Annotated in this window: 18 protein-coding genes; 1 reads left to right on the forward strand and 17 read right to left on the reverse strand. The window is 39.5% G+C overall.

Annotated elements, in window-relative coordinates; all coding sequences use genetic code 11:
• Nucleotides 1–461: 461 nt before the first annotated feature.
• The 15 genes from gmd to ACX5J7_RS08965 form a co-directional block, all read right to left on the reverse strand.
• Complete coding sequence (gene gmd, locus ACX5J7_RS08895; RefSeq protein WP_498706858.1) at nucleotides 462–1,577, reverse strand: GDP-mannose 4,6-dehydratase; 1,116 nt, start codon at nucleotides 1,575–1,577, stop codon at nucleotides 462–464.
• 544 nt (nucleotides 1,578–2,121) lie between these two features.
• Entirely contained in the window at nucleotides 2,122–2,853 is a 732-nt protein-coding gene (locus tag ACX5J7_RS08900) for a glycosyltransferase family protein (RefSeq protein WP_498706860.1), read from the reverse strand.
• A gap of 6 nt (nucleotides 2,854–2,859) precedes the next feature.
• Nucleotides 2,860–4,470, reverse strand: a complete 1,611-nt coding sequence (locus tag ACX5J7_RS08905; protein WP_498706862.1) for a hypothetical protein — start codon at nucleotides 4,468–4,470, stop codon at nucleotides 2,860–2,862.
• A complete protein-coding gene (locus ACX5J7_RS08910) occupies nucleotides 4,467–4,862 on the reverse strand; it encodes an HAD-IIIC family phosphatase (protein WP_498706863.1) in 396 nt (131 codons plus the stop codon). The genes ACX5J7_RS08905 and ACX5J7_RS08910 overlap by 4 nt, the downstream gene beginning before the upstream one ends.
• Nucleotides 4,863–4,864: 2 nt before the next feature.
• Nucleotides 4,865–5,893 (reverse strand): glycosyltransferase 61 family protein, encoded by a 1,029-nt coding sequence (locus ACX5J7_RS08915; RefSeq protein WP_498706865.1) that lies wholly within the window; start codon nucleotides 5,891–5,893, stop codon nucleotides 4,865–4,867.
• Nucleotides 5,894–5,919: 26 nt separating this feature from the next.
• Nucleotides 5,920–6,339 carry a hypothetical protein gene (locus ACX5J7_RS08920; protein WP_498706868.1) on the reverse strand — a complete coding sequence of 140 codons (420 nt, stop codon included), beginning with the start codon at nucleotides 6,337–6,339 and terminating at the stop codon, nucleotides 5,920–5,922.
• Nucleotides 6,340–6,572: 233 nt separating this feature from the next.
• A complete protein-coding gene (locus ACX5J7_RS08925) occupies nucleotides 6,573–7,484 on the reverse strand; it encodes a hypothetical protein (protein WP_498706870.1) in 912 nt (303 codons plus the stop codon).
• A 219-nt stretch (nucleotides 7,485–7,703) separates the two neighbouring features.
• Entirely contained in the window at nucleotides 7,704–10,466 is a 2,763-nt protein-coding gene (locus ACX5J7_RS08930) for a glycosyltransferase (RefSeq protein WP_498706873.1), read from the reverse strand.
• A 13-nt stretch (nucleotides 10,467–10,479) separates the two neighbouring features.
• A complete protein-coding gene (locus ACX5J7_RS08935) occupies nucleotides 10,480–11,406 on the reverse strand; it encodes a sulfotransferase family protein (protein ID WP_498706875.1) in 927 nt (308 codons plus the stop codon).
• Nucleotides 11,406–11,606 carry a hypothetical protein gene (locus tag ACX5J7_RS08940; protein ID WP_498706876.1) on the reverse strand — a complete coding sequence of 67 codons (201 nt, stop codon included), beginning with the start codon at nucleotides 11,604–11,606 and terminating at the stop codon, nucleotides 11,406–11,408. Before ACX5J7_RS08940 ends, ACX5J7_RS08935 begins: the two co-directional genes overlap by 1 nt.
• Before the next feature lie 219 nt (nucleotides 11,607–11,825).
• Entirely contained in the window at nucleotides 11,826–12,977 is a 1,152-nt protein-coding gene (locus ACX5J7_RS08945) for a hypothetical protein (RefSeq protein ID WP_498706879.1), read from the reverse strand.
• Nucleotides 12,978–12,996: 19 nt separating this feature from the next.
• Complete coding sequence (locus ACX5J7_RS08950) at nucleotides 12,997–15,501, reverse strand: hypothetical protein (protein ID WP_498706881.1); 2,505 nt, start codon at nucleotides 15,499–15,501, stop codon at nucleotides 12,997–12,999.
• Nucleotides 15,502–15,559: 58 nt separating this feature from the next.
• Nucleotides 15,560–17,083, reverse strand: a complete 1,524-nt coding sequence (locus ACX5J7_RS08955; RefSeq protein ID WP_498706883.1) for a glycosyltransferase family 32 protein — start codon at nucleotides 17,081–17,083, stop codon at nucleotides 15,560–15,562.
• Nucleotides 17,073–17,942: a WcbI family polysaccharide biosynthesis putative acetyltransferase gene (locus ACX5J7_RS08960; protein ID WP_498706885.1), complete on the reverse strand. Its 870-nt coding sequence runs from the start codon at nucleotides 17,940–17,942 to the stop codon at nucleotides 17,073–17,075. The genes ACX5J7_RS08955 and ACX5J7_RS08960 overlap by 11 nt, the downstream gene beginning before the upstream one ends.
• A gap of 114 nt (nucleotides 17,943–18,056) precedes the next feature.
• Nucleotides 18,057–18,536 carry a hypothetical protein gene (locus ACX5J7_RS08965; protein ID WP_498706888.1) on the reverse strand — a complete coding sequence of 160 codons (480 nt, stop codon included), beginning with the start codon at nucleotides 18,534–18,536 and terminating at the stop codon, nucleotides 18,057–18,059.
• 103 nt (nucleotides 18,537–18,639) lie between these two features.
• Here ACX5J7_RS08965 and ACX5J7_RS08970 point away from each other — a divergent pair, with 103 nt between their 5' ends.
• The gene (locus ACX5J7_RS08970; RefSeq protein ID WP_498706890.1) at nucleotides 18,640–19,821 is read left to right on the forward strand and encodes a hypothetical protein; all 1,182 of its coding nucleotides are present in this window, start codon (nucleotides 18,640–18,642) and stop codon (nucleotides 19,819–19,821) included.
• An 8-nt stretch (nucleotides 19,822–19,829) separates the two neighbouring features.
• Here the strand turns inward: ACX5J7_RS08970 and ACX5J7_RS08975 are convergent, their stop codons facing one another.
• Entirely contained in the window at nucleotides 19,830–20,609 is a 780-nt protein-coding gene (locus ACX5J7_RS08975; RefSeq protein WP_287150916.1) for a CatB-related O-acetyltransferase, read from the reverse strand.
• 172 nt (nucleotides 20,610–20,781) lie between these two features.
• The gene (locus ACX5J7_RS08980) at nucleotides 20,782–25,383 is read right to left on the reverse strand and encodes an FG-GAP-like repeat-containing protein (protein ID WP_498706892.1); all 4,602 of its coding nucleotides are present in this window, start codon (nucleotides 25,381–25,383) and stop codon (nucleotides 20,782–20,784) included.
• Nucleotides 25,384–25,569 lie beyond the last annotated feature (186 nt).

Below are 25,569 nucleotides of genomic sequence, written 5' to 3' on the forward strand. Positions count from 1 at the left end.
TGAAAAAAGTAGCTTAACTGGGTTGGTCAATTTTGGTTGACCACGTCACATTGGCTCTGGAAAAAACTGGAGTAATGTAGTTCCTGATGACAAAGACCAAAATAGAGTTAAGCTAACTGCTGAAAAAAAAGAGCTCTCTCAATATTGCTGTACTGGGTTATATTTTTGGGCTAAGTACTCATATTTCAAAGAAGCTTTTGAATATTACTTTAAAAGTCTACTTAGTGGACTAGTTAATGAGGAACTCTATGTGGCGCCGTTGTACAACTATTTCATAGATAAAAACAAATATGTAGAATTCACAATCATAGATGTTAATGATGTTATTTTTTGTGGCGTGCCACTGGAATATGAGGCGGTATTGAATAAAAAAGTGATGTGGGACTAAAACACTATTACTAGAATGAGTTGATGTTAAGGGCGACTTTTTAATCACCCTTAAATTTCAACAAAACAGATAATTATTCTTTAGCAACCGCGACCGCGTAGCCATGCTTTTTCAATAGAGCATGCTGCTTCGCTTTACCAAGGTCGTGTGCAACCATTTCCGCGCACATTTCCTCAACGGTAATTTCTGGTACCCATCCCAGCTTTTCTTTTGCCTTAGTCGGGTCGCCTAGAAGCGTTTCTACTTCTGCAGGGCGGAAGTAACGTGGGTCTACCTCTACAATAACATCATCCACTTTCACACCTGATGCAGTTTCATTATCTACTGCCGTTACCGTAGCAATTTCTTTCACGCCTTCGCCCGTAAATTCAACAGTAATACCTGCTTCTTTTGCTGACATACGTACGAATTCGCGAACCGAAATTTGCTTGCCTGTGGCAATAACAAAATCTTCAGGTTTATCTTGCTGCAACATCATCCATTGCATACGTACATAGTCTTTTGCATGGCCCCAGTCACGAAGTGCATCCATGTTACCGAGGTAAAGCTTAGACTCTAACCCTTGAGCAATGTTAGCGATACCACGTGTAATTTTGCGGGTAACAAATGTCTCACCACGGCGTGGTGATTCATGGTTAAACAAAATACCGTTACAGGCATAAATGCCATAAGACTCGCGGTAGTTAACCGCAATCCAATATGCGTACATTTTTGCTACTGCGTAAGGCGAGCGAGGATGAAATGGCGTAGTCTCTTTCTGTGGAATTTCTTGAACTTCACCGTAAAGCTCTGAAGTAGACGCTTGGTAGAACTTAGTTTTCTTTTCAAGGCCTAAAAAGCGAATGGCTTCTAGCAAACGTAGTGTACCCATAGCATCTACATCTGCAGTATACTCGGGTGCTTCAAAAGATACCGCAACGTGCGACTGTGCTCCAAGGTTGTAAACTTCGTCTGGCTGTACTTCTTGCATTATACGGATCAAATTCGACGAATCCGTCAAGTCACCATAATGCAGAATAAAGTTTGCATTTTCTACATGTGGATCTTCATAAATATGATCAACACGTTCAGTGTTAAACAGTGAAGCACGACGCTTAATACCGTGTACTTCGTATCCTTTTTCTAATAAAAACTCGGCTAAATAAGAGCCGTCCTGACCGGTTACACCGGTGATTAATGCTTTTTTCATTTTAATTACACTATGTTGAGATATTATAAGCGGCTTTATGTCCTGACTAATACGACTTTTGTGATTCCACATGGCTTAAGCACTAAGCAGTTGACATAATAATCAAATGCTGCATCGTTTGAAAAAATTTAACATCAAAGTCAGAAAACTGATAGAGTGACGTTTTTTCTACCGGAACTTGACCTACAATAATTTTAGTCACTACTGTGTTTAGTATATATTTAATAGAGCTTGCCTCACAAAAAAGATTACAAGGGTATTTGTAACTTATTTAGAACCCACGTAGAAGAAGCAAATTAAAACATCAATTAGTAATCAATTTTTAAGTATTTCTCCAACCTATTTTAGCAACCAGTCATTGCTCCCAAATAAGTTCAGACAAAAAAATGTCAAATATGCGCTCTAAAATTCTAATTTCTTCGGTATTAAAAATTTAAATTCTGTTCTCGATTTATAAAAAACATATTGATATTTTCAGGCAAGTATTTAACCATTTGAGGCCATTTCAATATTCTTAAGTAGACCAGCAATAAGTGTTGTGATTTTAAGATCTAAATTGCTCATATTCTTCAGGCACTCCACAAAATACAACATCTGAACGATCCACAACTGAAAACCGGACATCTCCACCCGTTTCTATTATATAGTTGTACATCGGAGCGATGTAATACTCATTACCATCAAGTTCGTTCAAAGATTTGCATTTCATTTTATTGAAAGCTTCAGAAAAAAAAAGACGGAAGTTCTTCCACATATAAAGACCAGTGCAGCAGAACTCTGATAGCTCTTTCTTTTCAGCGGTAAGTGATACTTTGGAACTTCCTGGCGATTCCGGAACAACATTACTCCAATTAGCCCCGCTTCCAATAAAGGTTTCTAAATATCCATCGACCTTGTTGGTATCAAAATTTAAAGGTAGCTGGTAACCTGGTCTAAACGTGTCAATGTTGAAGATAATAAGTCTCTCATCATCTGTTATTTCTGATTCTTCTAGTCCTAATGCAACAGTTTCAGCCTGCCCAGAAGTAGGGTGGCTTAGGCAAACGATTTCAAATTTTTTGATGCCCAGCTTCTCGGATTTAACTTTCACAAATTCAACCGTATTGTGAACATCCAAACAAATGAATAAAAACTTTTCAGATTCAAAAAAGCGTTTAAAACTCAACACTGAATGTTCAAACAGCGTATAACCTTGAGCCTCTAGCATATACTTGGGCAGATCAAAACCAGCGCGTTTAAAGCGACTAGACAAACCTGCCATAGGGATTACAATCATCTAATATTACCTTGAAATTGTGGTTAAATGCATAAGCTTACCATATAGCCGAATGGCGTTGGCTATCATTGCCTCTTGACGATCTGGTCTATCAGCATGAAGAGGGAGCATTGAAATAAACAATTGAACATTGATCGCTAAAATTTCCACTTCAGAATAACCTGAATCTTGTAACAAGTGCTCTTTAAACACCTTTTCTAATTGTGTTTGATGACTACCAGTTAGTACCTTAAAATCGAAAACATCCTTGGCATCAGAACAACTAAGCTCATAACGACCCGCAATGATAAAATCATACAACCCCACTACTGAGTGGTAAATTTTAGCAAAGTCATAACGACGGTCACCATAAATCGAAAGGTTTCCATCTTGGTCAATCCCACGAGGATCAATCACCTTAATACACTGCACACGGCTATCATACAGAATGTTACTAAAACAAAAATCTCCATGTACAATCCCGACATCAGAGTTAGTGGGAGCGTTTATAAAATGACTCGCCTGTTGCGCCATGTCGTGTAACGAAGTCGCAGGCAATTCTGAGCCCTTTGCCATTAATGGACGATGAATATCAAAGCCAGAGTTTTTAGCAAACTCCCCTAAACGATGTAGTGTCTTAACCAAATAAAGTTTGTTCAGATTGGTTGTGCAGACTGAATCTGAATAATGATCGGCAAAGTCTGTAAGCACATTTGCGGAAGAGCTAAAAATTTGTTTCCAAGCTCCAACACTAATCTCACCAAAGACAAACAAATCGCTCAATGGCAATAGATACAAGTATTCGAGACTATACCCAGTGACAATTTCACCCTTAGTCAATTTAGAAATTAGTTTAGGGGTATTAATCGACATTGAGGGAGGCAAACATTCAAACCAATTGGCTTCAGCGGCCATTTTGTCAACATTCTTGCTGGCTTTCTCAACTACTCGTGGCGTGATCTTCATTTCGTTAAAAGCGCGCTGAGTCGTCATCTCCGTTCGCGACCGAAAAAAACTATTCAAGTGACCAAAATCGTACCACTGCCCTTGTGTAAATGGTGATAGCCCCTCATGCTTACTGTAATGCTCTAAAGCGTCAACAAAACACCCTTTAGATTTTACAATCCCCTGCATAAAACGCTGTGGGTTTTGGAATGAGAAAAAACCAGAAACAACAAGCTCATCATCTGTTGCCCAAACATCTTCAAAATGCTCAGCAAAAAGCTGATTTGCATCGACTCTTGCTCGCTGATAGTAGCCAGTATTCATGTGCAGAGTAACACTATCACTTTTTTTTGGGGGCAACTCCGTGAAAAGAGTATCACCGTGCAGTACCGACAAACTGCCGTAAGTAACACCTGTTGCATTCCAGCAATAAAGTATCGACTCGCCCAAAGAGATATTCTCAGGAACGTTGATGATTTTTGCGCCTCGAGATTCGATATTTTCTTGGTCCGCCGGTAATATTTGATAAGAGTCAGGAATAGATATGTAGATATCTTGACCATATTGGCTAAGTAAATCTATTTGATGTTCAAACAAACGTTTATTAGAAACGGGTAAGAAACTCGGAGGAAGAATTCCGACCTCCGATGCGAACTCCTGGCTGATATAGGCGCCAGATGTGATCAGAATCATTTGTTGCCACCATCTTGGTAGGGGTTCTCTTTGGCAAGCAAATCTTGAATTTCACCATATGACATAGAAGCAAATTCAGATGGACGAATTGCTTTATCGTCTACATAAAAACCGTCAAAGCCACACCAAGGCTTCCCCACGTGAATTTCATCATAAGGAATTCCATGCTTTTCTAGCCATGTCATTATTGTTGGGAGTGTATGAACATTTATCCTGCCAACATTTCCCTCGTAGGTCCGCATGTTTCTCGCTGTTAATATAGTTATCTGAAACCCCTGTTTTTTGTACTGTAACAGCGATTTCTTTACTTCTTCATTCACTGGTTTGTCAGCGTATGCGGAATCTGAATCGATAGTTAACGTGCCGTCTAAATCTATGACAATATTTTTCATTTTTAACAACCTCCATTTAATAGAATTGATAGCTCCAGAACATCTACTTTATATGGCACGTTGACTGATTTATCATTATCGACAATGTCGATTCCATCAAATAAAACCACTTGCTTTAACTTGGGGCAGCAAGCTTTTAGTAACTTCACAAACCAATTGGGATTTGGAAACGCTTTATTGTGGGTAAACAGAATTATTCTTTCAGCATTCTGTGCAAAAATAAGGTTCATAACATTCGCCCCAACGGGAGATATTACTATTTGCGCATTACTTATTAATTTTGATTTTTCTTGCAACGTCAAACCGTCAAAAGAGGCGGTAGAATACCCGTAATCAGCAATTCTCAGTTGCAGCTGTTCTTCATTTATACAAAACCGTCCGTTACCAGCATTTTGAACACTCTGCTTTCTCCCGATATAAACATGGCTTTTACCACATTTTTGAACATCAGAATTATTTGCTACGTTTTTGATAAATAGGCGCAAACTTTCAAACGTAGCTTGTGAAAGCGCACACATATTTTTGCTTACAAAGGATGGAAAATAACATTGTTCCATCACATTAATCACATCCTTTTCACCTATGAAAATAAAATCATTGTTTGGGAAAGTAATATCAACAGTCTCTCTAATATGCGGATAGTCGAGCAAAACAATTGGACAATCTAAATAAAAGCTCTCCAATACCACATATATTCGGCTTAAAGTTTCAATTAAAAAATGTTGGTAATTTTTATCATGTAGTGACGTTATAACAACTGCATTTTCTAATTCTAACCCTTTGTCATTACTCTTTGCTTTATCGATTACTTCCTTCTCAATAATAGAGCTTTCTGATAATCTTTTAGGGTAACCATTGATATAACTGCTTTCCTGAATCAGCTGATCGTCATAAATAGATCCTAGTTTGGTAACGGAGCAACAACGCTCCGTCCTCAAGTAGAAATATTCATACAGTAAAGGCGCTTTTGTCGAAATATCATTGCATTCGAATTTTTGACCGGAAACCACACTAGCGATATTTCTTTTCATAATATAAAACCTTAGAGAGACGACGTTTAATTATAAGGGTTTTTATACCCAAATAATTCAATCTCTTTTTTAAATGTATGCGCTACCCATTGAGATATCTCATCCACCAAAAACACTCTTATTATCTCTGTAACCTCAACGTTAGACTTGCTTTTATTCAACGTTTTGAGTTCATTAATGTTGATATCTATACCCAAGTTTTCTCTAACACTGCGTTCAAAATTTTTAACACTACTAGGCACATCTACTGCAAACACAAGATCTGCATTAACTCCATTATCTAGAGTGGAATATGCCTCCAAAGTATGTTCCTTCGCAATCCAATTCTTGATAGGTTGATTGGTTAAAAAGCTATATAAATCCATGGGAGAATTAGGATCATACCCATCATTTTTTTTAAACCTTCCTTCACTATCGACTTTGTAATAGTTGTATATTGAAATCAACAAGCTCCAGGGGTTTCTTGCGGGTACTATCGAATAGTATTTATCGAAATCCCATTTTTTTCTTCAAAGACTTTCATCAAGTCATTCAATTTAATATGGTGGTGAAATAGGCCAGAATCTGTCGAATTAACATCGCTAAACTCATCCAATAAATTTCGAAATGAAGTCGACCCCGTTTTCGGCTTACTAATCCAAATAAATTTATTTTTATGGGAAATTCTCATATGCTTACCTTAATAGCTTTCAGCTATGATTTCTTTAGCTTTGGCAATAACTGCTAAACTAACAAGTTCTGCTACTTCAACGGCTTCTAGCGCTTTAAATAACAACGCTTTATTCAAACCTTTTTTAATTTCAATGTCTACCAACTCAAAATAGCTATTAAACCCTTCGCTGTAAGTGTTTAATTCTGCATTTGACTTTTCAAAATGCTGGTAATATTCAATCAAGTCGGCCTGATTATCGAAATAACTATTTTCTAATTCTGAAGGTGTTAGTTTTTCGAGTAATATGCTATCTATCTGATAAGATAGTTCAATGGCCTTTGCGTACTCAGTCTGATGATCGTACCTTTGCTGACCAGCTAGATAAAAAACTCTAGTTAATTCTAGGGCTAGCCGAGATACGGAGACATTTACACTAGGGGGAATGCTATCACTTTCTAGGTTTACTCCAATTATCCCAAAAAAATCATCTATTAAATTTTCATTAAGAAATACACTTTTTTGAAAAGGACGTATCAAGATATTGTCCTCACCAAAAAATTCTGACCAATTACTAAGTAAGTTAGAGTAATCGAACCGTTGCCAATTTTCATCGCAATAGTTTTTAAAGTTGAGAAGTGTTACCCCTTTCTTTACTTCCTCGTTGTACATGCTCACAATTGCTTGATCTTGGCGCTTTAAATAAGCTACAACTGTCACTTTGTAATCAAGTAGAAATTCTTTTAGCTTTGATATTTTTTCAGGTGAAAAAAACTCAAAATATTCAGAAGAAATAATCACATGTGACTTTTGCTCTTTTTTTAACAATCTCTTAAATTCATAGAGGAACTGCTCATCATCCGAAATAATTGCTTTAGCTAAACCATGAGGCCAGTCGCTACTTAAATATACGTTTATATCAAGCGAATTTAATTTGGTCACATCATCTCGCATGTAATTTTGAATAGAGCTTGTCCCTGTTTTAGACAACCCTATATGCAGAGTAATTTTTTTACAGACCATTACTTAGAATAACCCCACTTTATCTTTGTTAGACTAGAGTGAGTTTTCTCTGTAATCAGGCTTTTCTCATTATTACTAAAATACAACTTTCTTAAGTTATTCACTCTGTCTGTTCTTAATTTTTGCAACCTACTTTTATCATTCGCTAACTGCATTTTTTACAACCTCACACTCTCTAAAATCTTCAACAAAAGAATCCAAATTTAACTTTTCTTTAATTGGATTATTTTTCATATGCTCGTGAGCTGCAATTACTAGCTTTTCAGTAACTAAACCCGAAATTTCATTTGGTGAATCGTAAAAAAGCGGATAATCTTCACCTAAGTACTCTTCAACCGCAGGGTGCCGACAAACCACAATTGGTGTAGCCCTTGCTATACATTCAATAACTGCGTTATTGGCTGAAGTATCGTAGAAATCGATAAAGACTATATTCTCAGTTAAAAGCTCGTCATATTCGTCATTGTCTAAAAAGTCAATAATATCAACATTTTTACTCGTAATAGGCTCTTCTAAACCAAAGTAGCGTCGCTCAGCATACTGAATGATGTTTTTAGACCAATCTGAAGATCCTAGCAGAGTTGGTGTATGATCTTCTACGTCAATATAACCAATTGCATTTAGTTTTCTTAACCACCAGCCAATTTGAACAATTCGTTTGGTCGTATTTGCTCGATATTTATCGATACTAAATGAATTTTCAGGAAACTCTGTTGGGTGTTTTAGTACACTAATTGGGAATTCGGGTTTTAAGTAATCTTCAAGGGCCTGCTTATGGTATTTCGTTAGGCAAATTAAGCCTTTACAATATGGCAGACTTTTTTTCCACATGTCTGTTGAGAATATTTGCTGATTACTCTGTTCAAACTGAAACCAAGACGGTACAAACGGTGGTACATGAATGAAACCGATCCAGGGCTTATCGTATGGTTTAGGTTCATTGCTACATGCTTCACCATGATCCCCTCCCCATACAAACTTTCTCTCGATAAATGTATCTACATACACAGGCGCGCTAGCATCGTGATACTTTACCAAACCGGCTATTGCATAGCTCCAGCCAGAGCGATGGTTGCCATAATTTTTCTCAAACTGCGTACCAAAATTTAACTTACCGTTATAATGCTCAATTGATAGTTCAAATTCGCCCTTGCCAACATGTTCTGGTACACCGTGTTTTACTCCTTCAGATAAATGTGGTTTCACCATTGATAGCCACTGCTCGGAGTTATTATTTCTGCGGTTATGAGAATTAGGGTCTATTAAGTACAAGCCTAAATTTTTGTTGAGATGAACATATTTTTCGCCCGCTGCTAGTAACTTTAGCCATAAAGCGAAATCTGCATAAGTACCAAATCGTTCTTCATCAAAATAGTCAAAACTTTCATGTATTTCTTTGCGCCACATCGGCATGCAGTGCGCATAATTCATACATTGTTTTAACTCACTATCTTCTATTACAAAAAAATCATCAAGGTTTTTATAGGTAAATGGTGTATCACCAGCTTCTGAATACCAAACTTCGCCGGAAAAGTGATCTATCAAATCAGTAACCGTGTAATCGGTCGGATATAGTTGATTAGCGTCTTCTGTAACTGCAATCCCGCTCCCTGCAACTTTGGCAGCAGTTTCGTCCAGCAGCTTGGTGAGCTCAGCAACATGGCTCCTGTGTCTTCTATCGTCCAAATTTGCGTTTGAAATATACTCGCCCTGAGCCTGCTTTATAGCAAAATTCCAGCAGTTATATATACCGGGGTCTTTACTTAATGCAAAAACGTTTACTTTCTTAAATTTATTACTTGCAGATGTAAGTACGAGATCTTGCAGCAAGTTCAACCCTGGAGAAACAATTAACAACTCATGTTCTTCACCTTTTTCTAACTCAAGCAAATTTAGCAGGAAGGAATAAACATACTTTTGACCCCTGAACAGAGATGAAACCAAACTTACTCTAATTTTTTTGCTTAAATCACTCAGCCTATTGCAGGGAAAGTCGACTCGAATTGCGTTTATTTCTTCTATTAAACCTCTAAGCGAGAAATATAGCTCGCGCTCAGCAGGATGCTTATCGCTCTCCATATAGTTTTTGATAGCTTTTTTAACTTTCTCGTGAATTTGACAAATATAGTTTAGCGTTATTATCTTGCTTTCGGCTTCGATGCGCTGTTCATTGACTAGAAAGCTGAGGTTTTCCACTTCAAACATTTGAATAGCGCCCCAATGCTGTTCGAAGTTGTTAGTTGCAGGTGAAATAGCGATAGAGCGAGAAAGCTTAATCTGAGAAGATTGAGTTAAACTTAGAAACCATACAAGCTGGTTAATTGTTGAAAATAAACATTCATTCTTTGGCAGCGAGATTTTGTTAATGTGCTTGAGGGCTACTTCTTTATTGATTGCAAACGCACCATCATAAGATAAAAAGTTAAGAGCTAAGACTTCTTTTGCGATAAGCTCGTCGCTATTTTGCCTCTCGACAGTGCTATTAAACATAGAGAACAAGTCAGGATTGTTTATTTGTGGAAAAAGGTAAATAGGGCTATCAAACTCTATTGGTTCTAATGTTTTACTTGAACCAATTTCATCGCCTTCACGTAGCAAAATTACAAATTTACCTTGGGTTACTCTCAAAACACGTTTTAGAAAATCACCTACAGCGAAATGATCTACATAATAATTAAAGTCTTCGTATTCTAGGTAATCTGTAACGACTGAAGGAAGTTTTTTTACAGTTTCAAAGCTTAACTTGTTAACATCAACGTTTCTAGACAATCCTTCAACTAGTAAACATTCGACATTGAAATTAGTGGTTTGCTTAATCGTCATTATTGAATCAAGAGTTCTTGTCAATAATTGATTATTCCAATGTGTTCCAATAACGATAAAACTTAAATCTTTTTCCATAATTTTTTATAACTCAGATTCTTTTTAGAAACTCTTGGTAAAAGCCTGATTCTTCGGATTCTTTAAAAATCGATTCAGGCGCAATTCTCGATCGCTCTTTAATAACGTCGTCGCTTCGCCCACTATCACCTGTAACCTTGAAAATGCCAAAAAGATCTTCAAAGGTTTCATTAAATGGCAAAGCTAGTAATTGTGTTATTGCTTGCATTTGTTCTTGAGGTTCTTTTATGAACTCTTCGTATTTTACTATTTGTTCAAGCTTAAATTGCCCTATTAATAGCAATAAACGCCTACAGTACTCATCAAATTTCTGCGGTTCAAAGTGTACCCAGCCGTTTTTTACTAGCGATGCATATGAGTCGATTGGGTTTCGCAGAGTTAATACCGACTTTATCTCATAGTCTTCTTCAAGCAGTTCTATCAGTGCACTTTTTTCAGGGATAGGCGCTGTGGTATTAAAATCCGCATGAGTGTGGTCGCGCAGAACTAATATGCCACCCTGCTTGGTTACATGCTGGTATACTTCGTCAATGGCATTTTTAAACAATTGAGCTGCAAGCTCCTTTTGCTTCGGCACACCCGCATATTTGGTCAGTGATATAATATCTGATGGCGCATATTTAGGTTTGTCTTTACCTATTGCTAAATCAGTATACGGGTGCACCTCACTGAGTAAATACACATTCGGCATAGCCGATATGCACTTAGAAATTAGTGTACCACCGCTGCAAGCTAAATGATGAATGATTCTAATTACGGGTTTTTTAGACTCATGCTTTTTACACGCGCTCTCGCAACGCGCAACAAGCGATTGTGTGTCAACCAACTCGCTAGTTGTTGAGGGTAAGCTAACTTTGGTTTGTTCTGTTAGACCAGAACTCTCAATGACCCCTACAACATCGTCGAGCTGCTTTTTAAACAATTCAAAACTGGAAAGCATTAGCTTAGGCCCTCTTTATCATCAGTATTGGCGCTAAGTAATTCTGGATGCTCTTGTTGTAGTTTGAAGTAGTATTTAGATGCTAAGGTCAACTTTTCTCGAAGCTCTTTAACTAGTTCGACCAACTCTTTTTCAGACTCAACCTTTTCGCTATACTTGTTTCGTAAATCATCCAGGTCGACCTGCGTCTTTGCGAGCATTTTTTGGCCAAGATTAGCGCTGCGAATTTTCTCAGAGATCTCACTCTTAACTTGCTCTAACTGCTTTTGAAGTGACTCAGCCCAGTTTCTATTTTCGGCAATTGTTTGATCTGACTCTTGCTTGAGCTTAACTAACTGCTCGGCCAGTTTTTCTTTTTGTTGAGTGAATTCTGCTTCAGTGTGTTTTGCCCGCTCTAGCTGAGAGGCAGCATCTTTTTTTTAGTTGTGATATTTGCTCTTGTAGCGCTTCCTGCTGCGTTTTTTCTTTTTAGTAAGTGACTCTTGGCTTTGCGCTAATTGCGATTTGAGTTGACTTACTTCTGCCATCGCATGCTCTTTGTGAGCGTTTCTATCTGTTTCTTGAGCGGCAAATCTTTGCCTGATTTGTTCTAATTCGCTGTTTAATTTTAACTTCTCATCTGTAAGCTCTGATAGTCCCTGACTTTTCTGCGCTAACTGAGAACTTGTTTCCTCATACTTTTTGCCAAATTCGACGATTTGACTTTGAAACTCCTCTTTTTCGCTAGCATATTGCTCTTGGGCTTTTGTCAACTGAGTTTTAAGCTTAGCCAACTGTAATTCAGCTTGCTTTTCACCTGTTCGTACTTGCTGCTTAGCGTGCTGTAATTCTTCAGTAACCTTTTTAGCTTCTACATGAGAGGCACTCAGTCGGTTTTCCAGATCTGCCTTAATTTCTCGATGCTGCTGCCTCTGGCTAAAGTAGTTTAGTGCTTGCTCAGCATTTACTTTTTTGGTTGCCACAAAGTTAGAAAATGGTGGCATAGATTCGGCTAATAAAAGATAATCCCGCCCGCATTCTGTAAGCTCTTTTTTAAGATTTTCTGCTGGTTTACTCTCACCAAAAATTGGCTTTAATGCACTTTGAATTACCACCTGGGTGAAGGCATTTACTATTTGTTTGTTCAAGCATTGCTGCTCGCCACCATTAAGCTGCGAAATAAGTAAGCAATGGCGGCTCTCTGAAATATCAAATTGCTGAAGCAAAGGCTTTAGCTTAATTACCGGAACTTCCTGTTCAGTGAATTCCAGTGCAGGTCGTATACTTTTAATAACATTTGGAGGAAGTGTTGACGAAAACTCGGGCACATTTGATGCGAAATAAGAAACTGTTTTCTGCTCCAACTCAAATGCTGGCACACCATGCAGTATGGTTACGTTTTCAGGCTTGCCTTTAGCATTATGCATCGCTTTGGCTTTTTCAAACATTGTAGGCTCTGGCTCTACCAATAGTACTCGTGAAGCTGTTAAAGAAAACAGCCAATTAAGCGTGGCTTCAGTTCGCGCGCCAAGCACTAGCACACACTTTGGTTGCGCTGACAGCCCTTTTACAATGTGTAATAAATCACTCATAGCCCCTCCTAATGTTCTTTTAGAACTTTGCAACCATACCTGTTATTAACTTCTGCCAATTTTCAAGGGGCTGGTTTACTTTAAGCTTTTTACGGTCTAGTGTATGGAGCCTATCTGCAAGCTTTGCAAGCAGCTCTTTAATAAACAGTTGGTCCTCTTCTTTTAAGCTACTTATAGCGTTTTGCTGCTCTTCATTAAGCTGTGCTGGCAAATCTAGTACTAATTTAAGTCCCCACTTGTCTTTAGTTTCTGGCGGCCAGGTAGCAAGCGGCGCTTGGTTGTTTGCTAGCTCTCTAAATTCTAGGCTTCCGTATTCGGTAAATGTATTGTCTTTTATTTGCTTAGCACCAACTTTTATATCGAACGCAGGGTAGCTAATGCCATTTGCTTGTAAGTTTTCGATACAAATAAGTAAATGCTCGTTTGTAGCCCCTACCATATTTTGCTTTAAGCTAAGCTTCTTAAAATTAAGCGGCTTTGGCGATGGCTTGGGCGCTAGCTGTTTTAGTGCACTTGAAAGTTTTAATAACTTTTCCGGCCATGGAGCTACGTCTAAACCTGCGGTTGCTTCAGTGCGCTGCACGTCACCTTGCTGAATTTTGGTTTGTAGTTCTTCAATAATGCCTATTAGCAATAAATGGTCTTCTGCAGGTAATTCTGCCAACGTTCTTTTACCAGCATCCGTAAATGGGCTAAGTAGCGAAAAGTCGCATACTTTATTGCTGCCCGTTTTAACAAATTTTGACAATGGGTAAACACGTTTTTTATCCGGAGCATGAAACTCAACTTCTAGCACGCCTTTTCTGTCGTTTACAATTACAGAAAACGCATTCCAGTGTTTATCGGCGTGCTCTACTTGAGTGAAACGAGCCGTTATGCGCTGCAAATCTTTTTGGTTTGCCCCACCGGTTAAGGTTACGCCTTTACTCAGTACCAGATGCGGGAAGCGCTCCTCTATTTTGCTCTTAAACTCACTAAGGGCTTTATTATCGGTTGACTCACCCTTTAGTTTTTGGTATTCAGTAAAATAAAACTCTAGCTCTTCTTGAAGCTGCATTATTTGTAACTGTAATAGTTCCTGTTCACTCATGGCGTTTTCTAACTCTTTCTTTAATGCCGGCGCATCTTCTTCTGAATTTAATAATTTTGCTTCTAGCTTTTTAACTACGTCTGCACTTGTATTTTTATGTTCTTCGAATTGTACGTAAATACTTTCTAGTTCTTCTTGCAATTGGCTTATTTGCAATACTAATAGCGCGTTTTCATCTTCTGCAGCCAGAAGTTTTTCATTTAGTGATTTAACCACCACAGGGTCTGGCTGTTTTGCCTTAGCAGCATCTTTTAATTGTTCATTCGCTGTTTCAGCGTTTATCAGTTGCTGCTGCACTTCTGTTAGCTTTGAAAAGGTTGTTTCTAGCTCGTCTTGAAGCTGTTGAATTTGAAGCTGTAATAGCGCACTTTCTTCTGCGTCCGCTTTGTTTTCTTTTACCAGTTTTTGCTTTTCAGAATCAGCCTCAGACAACTTGCGGCTTATGTCGCTATGCTTAACTTCTAAGTCAGCAATTGTAACTTTGCTATTTTCGGCATCAGCAAAAACCGCCTCTAGCTCTTCTTGCAGTTGCTGCGTTTGAAGCACTAAAAGCTCGTTTTCACTTTTTTGCTCACTATGTTCAGCTACGAGAGCTTTGTTTTCGCCTTTAGCTTGCGCTAGCTGTGAACTAATGTCGTTGTTCTGCTGTGTTAATTCTGCAATAGCACCTTGGTGTTTTTTAGCTTCAGCTAATTTTTTTTCTAATTCGCTTTGAAGTTGCTGAGTTTGTTGTTTGCTTAATTCTACTTCTTCGCGCTGTTTTTTAAGTGCGTTTTCAATGTCTTCTTTTTCGCTATTACTCTTACTTAATAGCGAATCTCTCTTCGCGATTTCATTTTTTGCATTATTAAGGCTGTAAAACTGCTGCAAACTGAAGCTTGCCACTTGAACCCAAGACTCTGGCGTTTCTCCCACGATAAAACTTTCAAACTGCTGCAGTAGTTCATTTGTTTCAGCACTACCCTTTAGCGCACAACGCACAGCTTGGGTTAATGCCAACTGTTCTTTCGACAACGCCGAGTTACTTAGTAGCTTGATAGAAAATTGCTCACCCATTGAATACTGGTGTTGTTGTACTGCTTTGAAGTAATTGTTCCAGTTTTCTAACGCGTTCGTTAATTCCGTGTTTTTTACAGGTTTTCCTGCAAATAATGCTACCACGTAAGCTTCTGGTGACATTAACAATGCTGTAATGGCCTTCGCCTTAGCTATATCTTCACCCGCATACTTAATGGCAATACTTAGGTTTGGTGCTGGCGCACTAACTACGTTTTGAATGAAGCCGTCATTGCTGTTGTGCGCTTCCAACTCTCCAGACCAATCTAAGCTTTCGGCGAGCGCCCCTATTTGCTTGTGTTGGTCTTTTTCGTCACCCTGAATACCTGCATAAGTGAACAAGCTTTCATCAGGTGCAATAACTAACGTTTGATCCACTTAAAATTCCTTAACTATGCTCAGTAAAAGCAAACTTAAACCCGTGTAATCAGCCACTTTAATTTACAAAGCTCTGTATTGCATAGTACCAACGCTCTAGCGAATAATGAGGTACTTTGTTTTTGCAATCCGTTTTGTGTAATTTGTTTGCAATTGCTCGAGCTAATTCTGTTGTGTATGGCCTTAATTCTGGGCTGTCTACCTTAACAGACAATACTTTGCTTACTGTACTGTCTGCCGAAAAAAATACTGTGAAGGCTACAGGTTGTGCAGCCCCTTTAAGTTTTGCCGCACCACTTAGCGCCAATTCGTTATTTGATGTAGTGCTAGCATCAGTAGCTAACTTCTTAACTGCAATACTTATGTTTGCAATTAAAGAGGCACTGTTTAAAACTTCTTTTGTCTTTACCTCTGACAACCCAGCTATAAGCTTCTCTATAGCTTGGCACCACATTTCTATGCCGCCAGTATTCGCTTCTGTTGCGTTGCTTTCAAACGAAACCTGTTGCTTAGAAAATGCCATATGCAGTTGCATTAGTATCGTTATCAAGTCGCCTTGGTCGGTGGCTGAAAGTTTGTAAAAAGCGTTATTTTCATTGCTTTCAGGCATTACTAACATATAGTCGGTAACGCCATTATTCCCGCTTATGACAAACTGATGTAACGGAAAATGGCGATGAGGCAATGGCCCATAGAACTCAACTTCCGTTCTATTTCCGCGCTTGTTTAATATGATAGGAAACTGCTTAGCCTCGCCTGAAGTAAGCACAATTCCGCTTACATTCATAATTAAACGGCTAACGTTTTCCTTAACAAAACCACCACTTATAATCACTTGGCAGTTTGAAACGCTATCACTGTTTTTAGCGGTAAACGATTTAACTTCTGAGTTGGCAAATGATGTCTTATTTTCCCGTATTGAATCGTTTTTTTTCGAAACATGCGTTTCTTCGCTTACGGTTTCATCTGAAAACACGCTTTGCTTTTCTTGCTCTTTAGACCAGTGCTTTTTTTTATGTTCAAGTTCATTAACGATGTCAAAAAAGGGTTTGGTATTCGCTTGCTCTACAATGCTCAGGCTACTTTCAAACTCACCACTATCTACCATCTGATTAAATGACAATGGCCCAGTTAATCGCCATACATCATTGCTATTGCGCTCTTTTAAATTTTGTAGAATGCGATTCCAAATCCATTCAAGTGCTGGATGACCGGCCCGACATCCGATAGCACCGTTCATAATACCGCCATGCCACTTTCTTACTAAAAGCAGTAAGTCGCTAGACAGTAAGGGTTGTATGGGCGCCTTACATTTAATACCGCAATCCACATAAAATCCGCCCATCTTAAGGCAATACGCCACGCGAAATATGTCAGACTGCATGGCAGGGAGTGCCGCTACTTTAAACAAGTTTTGTACATCGTTGTTGTAATGCTGGCCTATAAACGCACAGGCTTCTTCATACCCAAACAGCTTGTGTTCCATTGAAGGATTATGAACCTTCCATGTTTCTACTAATTCTGCAATATCTTTCGGTAATTCCGGGGTATTCCAGTACTGAACAATGGTATTAGGCGTCATACTTCGATCTTAAAAATTCTGCATTTTGTTCATAAATAGCGTAAAACTGGGCGACTAACTCTTTATTGGTAAACGTTGCCACTCCACCTAACTCTACATTAGGGCCATTTATTGATAACACGCTGGTACCTTTAGACTCACTTCTGCCAGTTTCGATACATTGTATACCAGGAGGAACAAGAGGAATTAGCTGATTTAGAGGTTCTAACTGCGCGTTTATAGCGTCATCACTTCCCCTTTCGCCCGCAATGCGTTCGCAAATTCGTTTTGCATATTCGATCAACAAAACAGAAGCAGGGTGATTGAATGTAAAGAAAGTTCTGGACTCTTTGCGGGTCGATTCTATGAAATCTGCAATTTTTATATCTACGGCTGCATCTCTAGCTTTCAGTTCATCAAGAGACGCTTTATCTTCTTTGCCATATTCTTGTTTGTTGTAAAAAGGATCTGATAGCCAGCCAACGACCTGCTGTTGACTTATACCTAGCAGCCAGCCATCTAAAATAGTTTTGTTATGGTACTCACCCAGCGGTCCTCTCAGTGTGGTTACTTCAGGGTGGCGAATGTACATCAAATCGGGGGTAAAACCGCTAAAATAAAGGTTTAAAATAGTATGAGTTTTATCGCCATATAAACGCTTTATTTCACTGGTTCGAATAAACTTGCATGGGTAAGCGTCTGAAATCATTTGCGTAACTATAACATCGGCATCGTTTAGCGCGTCGCGGTATTCCGCCTCATCGCTGTCTTTCAATAAATGCACAATTGGCGTAGCTGTTACGCTTATGGTTGGTACAAGCTTCTCGATATAGTTAGCAAGGGGCCTAGCTTGGCAATTGCCAATAACAACTAATTTCATGCCACTGTCACCTTTCTACCACCTTACTACACCCACACGACTTTATTCGTTGAAAAAATTTGATTGATAACACTATATAAACCGTTCTAACTTTGTAACCCTGTACCTTACCAATTAGTTAAGCGGTAGATCATCCATTTTCGTATTTTTTTCTAACGGTTTTCCAATATCTTTTGATGAAATATCATCTTGTGTAGCGAGATTTCCAGGCATGGTCATTTGTGGGTCTGGTGCTAAACTTGGAAACTCTTCGTCTAACTGGAGCGTTTCAGATTCAGGAGACATATAAGACAAGTCACCTTCTGGTGCTTCCGAAAACTGCATCTCGCGCTCTATTTCAGCAATAAGCTCAGGATCGGTTTCTAAGCCTAGTTTAGCGGCATCAGAATTATTATTTACGGGATTTAAGTCGTCGAGATTTGACTGTTGCGTTAGCGGGACGCTTTCGCTTTTGGTATTTTCAATTAGCGGAACCGAGGAATTATCTTTGTTTTCCAGTGGCTGCTCGACACTGTCATTTGGAAATAAATCAAAAAACAAAACGAAAAAAACTACAATTACAACAAAACCTGTTATAACGCTTAATGTCTTCATCGCTAATTCCTTTTTGGCCGAGCTAAAATCAATCAATTGATGCAACTTATACTACCACTAAACAACAGGTATAACACCCTACGTTTGCTTAAACAGAGGCGATATGAAAAAAATATTCGTTCTTTTTTATAAAAAATCAATAAACCGCTGTTCTCTTACACTATGCATGTTCTTATTGTGTGCTTTTGCTGTTCAGTCTAAGGAAGTAAATGTTCTGCCTTCAGTAACTCAGCCCGCAAAAGGGGTTAACTTTTTCTATTTGAACGGTAGAGACCAGGAAGATTTTGTTCAAGTAGCTGAAAAACTTTTTTATAGTGATAACGCTTGTAAAGGCGTTCGGAACGACGTAACTGAACGTTTTGACAATTCACTAAAAGCAATTAAAGCCGCTGGCTTTGAATGGGTTCGATTACTTGTTAGCAAAGATTTCTTTCATATTTATGCCCCTAGATGCGGGTTTAAGATGGAAGAAATTTACCCTAAGTTAGCTGAGAAACATTTAGCTGTGCTCTCTCAGCTCATTAAAAGTGTTGCTGCAACCGGCCTTAAAATTGAAATCGTACTCTCTGGTACTAAATGGTTTGCAGACCCCAATAATGATATAGAATTCTTTGAATCTATTTTACTTGGCATACCGATTAAGCATGTTGACATGGTTATACTAGGCGGAGATGTTCAACCTTCTAACGCAAAATACCAAGCTGATTGGCTTCTTCAGGTCTTACCCCATTTTTTAAACCATAAAAATGCAGATTTAGCTTCCCAAAACTACTTATTCGATACGGTAACTTACCGCCACAAAGACCAAGCTTTGGCTTATGTTGAATGGGTAAAAAAACACTTCCCACAGCTAGGTTATTTACCGGTAAACCTATACAACCGCACCCTTCCGCCTTCTAGTAACTGGCGTGATTACTCAATTGCGCTCGCGGAGTTTATAGCTATCTATAAGCAAGCAGAACTTCCGTTATGGATAGATGAGTATGGTTTTAGGTTAAGCAACGAATCAGAGAGCATTCAGTATACGGAAGCCGACAGAGTTGCTTATTTGAAAGGATTTTATCATGCATTGTCGTGCGAGAACGCTATAACTGCTGCATATTTTATATGGACAGCGGGTAATGATCGTCACGTTTCATTCCCTGACAAAGATACAAACAGAACGCCTTTCGGCTTATTTAGTGGTTATGAAAATAATAAACCTATCACTACACCAGCATGGGATGAAGTAGCGTTGTTCAATACTACTTCATCTTATTGTGATAAGTTAATAGATATTAGATAAAAAGTTTTTTATTTAATGAAAGGGGCTAATACAGATTCGTCTACCACCTTAGGAACATAAGGCCTCGTATTACCCCTTTCTACAGCGTTTTCGGCCATCTCAACAAATTCTTCGATGGGTATATCGGCAGATGCAGATAGAATACTTTGAACTTCGTAATTCCACCACTTCAGTTGAACAAGCCTATCAATTATATTTTGAGGGAAACGAAAACGAATTATTTTAGCGGGGACGCCCCCTACGATAGCGTAAGGAGGAACATCTTTCGTAACTAAAGCTTTTGATGCCAATATTGCCCCGTCGCCAATGGTAACTCCACGTGCAATTGTTACATCTTCTCCAATCCACACATCGTTGCCAATAGTCGCACTAAGGGCATTTTTAGGCTCTTGATTATTTACTTGGAAGTTTTCTATTTCGGGATGGTCTTTGAAAAACTGTGCGTTGGTAATAGCCTGACGGTCATAAGTGATATTTGCCGTTGTAAACCGACTTATAGGGTGGTCTACCCCCATTACAGATACTCTTGCTCCTATAGAACAATACCGACCGATGACTGTGTTTATTGGAAACACACTTCGCGTAAATGAAAACGACCCCATAGAAAATAAGAAACTACCATTTATATAGTTGCTATAAGGCTCAATACGGCCGTTAGAAGGGAATACGAGTTGGTCAGTAGGCCGAAACCTTCCTTGTACTTTGCAGTTACCAAATGGTGTGAAGTAAACGCGATGCTCATTCAAATAGGCCAGTAATTCATCGCTTACGGTAATTCTATGGATCACTTCTCTTTCCTTTTTTGCTTTATTTTTATGGAATGTAAAGCCGAGTGTCTAATAGAATATTAATGAATATTATGCATATAAGATAGAGTTCAAGTACACAAAATAAAAAGCCACTTCCGTTAGAAGTGGCTTTTGTGTTTACCTACAAAGTTTGTAGTAAAGTTTCGCCGTATTACTTAGCCACCTGCCAAGTATTATCCGTTGGCCTTAATACTCCGCGACTTTTTACTGTAGTACCATCCATTAAATGAACGATATTTCGAGTAGTTACTTCATTTCTCCACATTAAGTCTGCTTTTCCGTCACCGTCATAATCACCAATGTTTCCAATTTGCCAGTTAAGATCTGCAACTTCATTGATAAGCGTGCTGGTGTCTATTTGACCATCTTTCATTAAGTAAACCCAGTTTCTTCCATCTGCTTGGTTTCTTAGGATAATATCCGCAGTCCCATCACCATCTATATCCCCTGTTCCAGCAATTTGCCAATTTGTGTTAGCGGTAATTAAGCTGTACTGGCTTGAGATTTCGCCGTCTTCCATTAACCAGATATAAACTAAGCCCGTGGTAGATCTGCGCCATATAATGTCTTCGTCACCGTCGCCATCAATATCGCCTGTTGCGACCACTTCGTAGTTTAGGTCAGTGACCCAAAGTGAAGGTTTACTTTCACCAATAAGCCCGTTCTCCATTAGGTAGAACCACGTATCTCCACGTTCAACATTGCGCCACATTACATCGCCAACACCGTCAGCATTGAAGTCACCATTGCCTACCAACTGCCATGTACCAGCGGTAACGTAATTAAGTACATAACGATCTTTAATATCAGCGCCATCCATAAGATAGATAAAGTTTTTACCTGTATCGCTGTTGCGCCAGAAGATATCTGATTTTCCGTCACCGTCATAATCGCCAAGACCATCCATTGTCCATGTATATTCCTGGACAACATTAATTGGCGTTGCTTCTGATATTTGCGTGCCACCCATTGCCCACAAGAAGTTCCAACCTTTATTGAAACTGCGCCATAGTAGATCTGCATTGCCATCGCCATCTACGTCGAACTTAGTAGGCTTATAACGTGATGGATCGAATGGGAACGCATCATCCTCATCGTTCACCCCATCATTATCGTCATCTGGATCAAGTAGGTCAGAGATAAAATCTCCATCGTTATCCGGTGGTGTACTTTCGCTATCTGACGGGTCTGTGTTATTTCTAAACTCATCCCAATTTGTGTAGCCGTCACCGTCAGCATCCCCGTCGCTATCACTTAGCAGCCAGTTCATTGCGCCTAAATATCTAATTTCCCACCAATCAGGAATGTTGTCGCCGTCACTATCGTGATTAGGAGATGTAACAACGGTAGTGCCTGTTGGAATTACTGTCGAGATGGCCTGCATTAATACAGGAGATGAGGTAGAACTAGCCACATAATTACCAATAAGTAACTTACCTGGAGGAAGATTGTAACCCATGGAAAGCACGTAGCTTAAAGGTGATATAGCGCCGCTATTTAAGCTTCCTAACTCCCATCTTCCCCATTCTCCACCATCGCAGGTGCCAGAACATCCACCATCAGTCGTGCTGTTCGGATAAGTACTATATTGCGGAGCATTAGAGGTAACTCTGACTTCTGCAATTTGGGTAGGGCTAGTGACTTCTAAGTCAAGATTTACCGTAGCTGTCGATGCACTGGTTACCGGCGTGGTATATACGTTCTCGACGTCTAACACGAAAGGCACTTGATTGTTTACGGCGGTAACGAGACTACTTCTGCTAACACTATTAGCATCGTCCTCGCTAACTATTTCCGCCTCTACCTTCATTGTTTGGCCATTAGTTAACGCAGAGTTCGCTTTCAAGCTAAAAGCTACCGCACCTGAATGACTGGCTTCTATCGTACCTAAGGGCCAGTACAATACATTGCCTACCTTTTCATGTACCCCAGTGGCACTTTGGTAACTGTATCCTTCAGGAATGGTTACCTTTAACAGTGCATTAGGATATGCGGTTGCGCTTGAATTGCCAAAACTGACTTGAAAGCTTTGAATATCATTCGCTTTTATTACACTTCGTTGCGAGGAAAGCACCATTTCTAACGGCAGCACAGCTGAGGTTAACAAAGATTGTCTCGCTGCTACTTGTAGGTTACCAGAAGCTTCAGTCGCATATGCGATTATGTCTAATGGTTCACCCGATACTGCATTAGTTGTGTAAAAAGGAATAGATATAGTTCTAGACTCGCCTGCTTTTAAGGTGTCTAAAATCCAGCGCCCCCTTTCATGATAGTCACACGCCCCACTGCAGCCCGCTGAAATTCCAGGAGAGGGGCGTGAATGGTGTAAACGCGTGCCAGTTTGAACATGTAACTGCACATCTGAAATGTCCAAAGCGCCTTCGTTTGCAACCACAAACTTTTGGTAACTATAAAAATCTTGCTGGTGTAATGTGCTTGCTCGTGACGCTGTAACAGTTAGTTTCACGTCTTCTTTAATTACTATGCTATCTGCAGAGCGTTGAACACGTTCAGTACTGTTATAAACCGCAGCTTCTAGTGTGATAGGTGAGCCTTCACTAAGCTCTGTATCCACGTCAAAATAGGCGTAGTGCATACCTCCATCACCAGGGTTTACTGTTCCTAAATTCCATTGTAGTTGACCGTTCTCTATAAATGCACCGTCGCTTCCCGAAACAAAAGTCAGGTTTTCTGGTATAGGTAACTTCAACATAACGTCGGTGTATGCATCGCTACCTAGTTGGCCATAGGTCATTTCGTAGCGTACACGCTCGCCCGCAGCGACTTGCTGTTTATCTGAAACAAGCGATAACTGCATGTCATTATCACTCTTAGCAACAAACGTAGGTTGTAGCGTTAGGTTATATGACTTTGTAGCATCGTCTACATGAAGCTGGATTTCTAAAGGCTCACCCTTTGTAATTTGATTGTAGTAGATAGGAACCACAACAAAGCGTGACTCGCCAGCACCAATTACAGGGAATGTCCACCTTGCCCACTCACCAGAATCGCAAGCCCCTGAACAACCGCCTGTAATACCTGGCATAGGTAGTGTAAAGGCTGTTCTTGACGGCACCATCATAGATAAGTTGAGCTCGCTGATGTCTAGTGCTCCTTTGTTAGCAACTAGCACTTTTATAAACGTTAACTCTGTTTCTTGGCTCATGTCATTTTGTATAGTGGCAATAACGTCTAGGTTTAACGTTCCATTGATTACAACAGAGTCTGTAGAACGCTGAATCCAGTTGTCATTTTGAAGTATTGCCTCTGTTTTAACGATGTGACCGTTGGTCAAAGATGAAGAAGGCTTGATTTCTACGAACCGTGTTCCACCGACTGCTGGGTTGATAGTGCCTAAATTCCACTCTACGTTTGAGCCGACTACCGCTCCACCGTCACTACTTGAAACGTAATCAAATCCTTCAGGAATAGAAAAAAGCAACTTCATAGGCGTGTAAGCACTAGTGGCTTGGTTTCCATAAGTAATTTGATACTTAATAGGTTCGTTGTTAGCAACAATACCTTTACTTGGAGAGATAATTAAATCGACTGTTGATTCGTTTGCACGAATAACCGTAGGGCGCGTTCCTAGAAAGTAGTCTCCGCTGCCCGTTGTCACTTGAACTAAGCTTTCAATTGGCTCTCCAGAATCGGCATTGGTGTTATAAATGGGCACAGTTATTACTTTCGACTCGCCAGCACCAATGGTTCCTAATTCCCACCGGCCCCACTCAGACGAGTCACATGCACCACTGCAACCACCGTTTATGGAGGGCCTAGCCAGAGTATGTGCAGTTCCCGGAGCGACCATGGAAAAAAGGCTTACCTCGGGCACAGCCACACCGCTGTTATTGCTAATAATATAGCGCATTACACTGTAAGACCCCTCTTGCCAATAGTCATTATTAGCACTTACCGTTAAGCTTAATTGCGGTAAGTTACTTGTTACTACCGCCTCTTCCGAAGTGACAATCGCATTAGAAGCATTGAAAAACTGCGCAATCACTTCATCCACTTTACCATTTGAAGATGAGTTAGACTTTTTCAACGTAAATAGATATTTCTTACCAATATCAGGGTTCAATGCAGGCAAGTTCCATACAATTTTATTGTTTGAAACCGTTCCGTTGTGAGAAGCAGAAACAAAACTCATTCCCGCAGGAATGTTCACTTCCATAGAAGGAGTAGCAATACCCGTACTACCCACATTCCCATAAGTAATCTCGAAATCTACGTTCTCACTTGCGGAAGCAACTTGTGATTTTGCAGCTACGTGCAAAGCGACAGATGGAGAGTTATTAATTGTTGAAGGTTTTAGCACTTCGAGCGTATTGGACTGCCCTGAATAGGTTACATTGGCTGTTAAGGTGCGTTCATCGCCAGTTGATAGGTTAGAAGAGTAGACAGGGAGCGTAATTACTTTAAAAGCGCCTGGCGCTAGGTCACCGAACTCCCATCTAGCAGTTTCACTGTAGCCACAAGCGCCGCTACACCCTCCAGATTGGTAGGGTAACGCGTCAACAAAAAATGTGTTTTCACCAACGTTTACGTAAAGAGTAACGTCACTTTTTGTAGAGCTTGAATCATTTGAAACAATTACTTTGTGGTAGACATAACCACCACTTGAAGCTTTGTCAGTTGTTTTTGTAACGCTTAATGTCATGGCATTTGCCATTGACGACACCATCATTAAGAAAGTGCTATACAATAATATTGCTATGTTTATTTTAGGTTTGTAGTTACCGCAGTCCATGTGTCACCCGCCTTAATATTGCATTGAATTTGATTATTAATCGGAATTTTAGGAAAACTTAGAATTGAGCTGAGCTAGCTCTCTCACTTGGAAGATTTCCCTCTCTATAAAATGAGCGGGTAACTACCAAAAACACACCTGCTCACTTTTCAAACAATACAGTTTTTGGTAACTTAAGGAATACGT

The sequence above is a fragment of the Alteromonas infernus genome, from assembly GCF_902705815.1.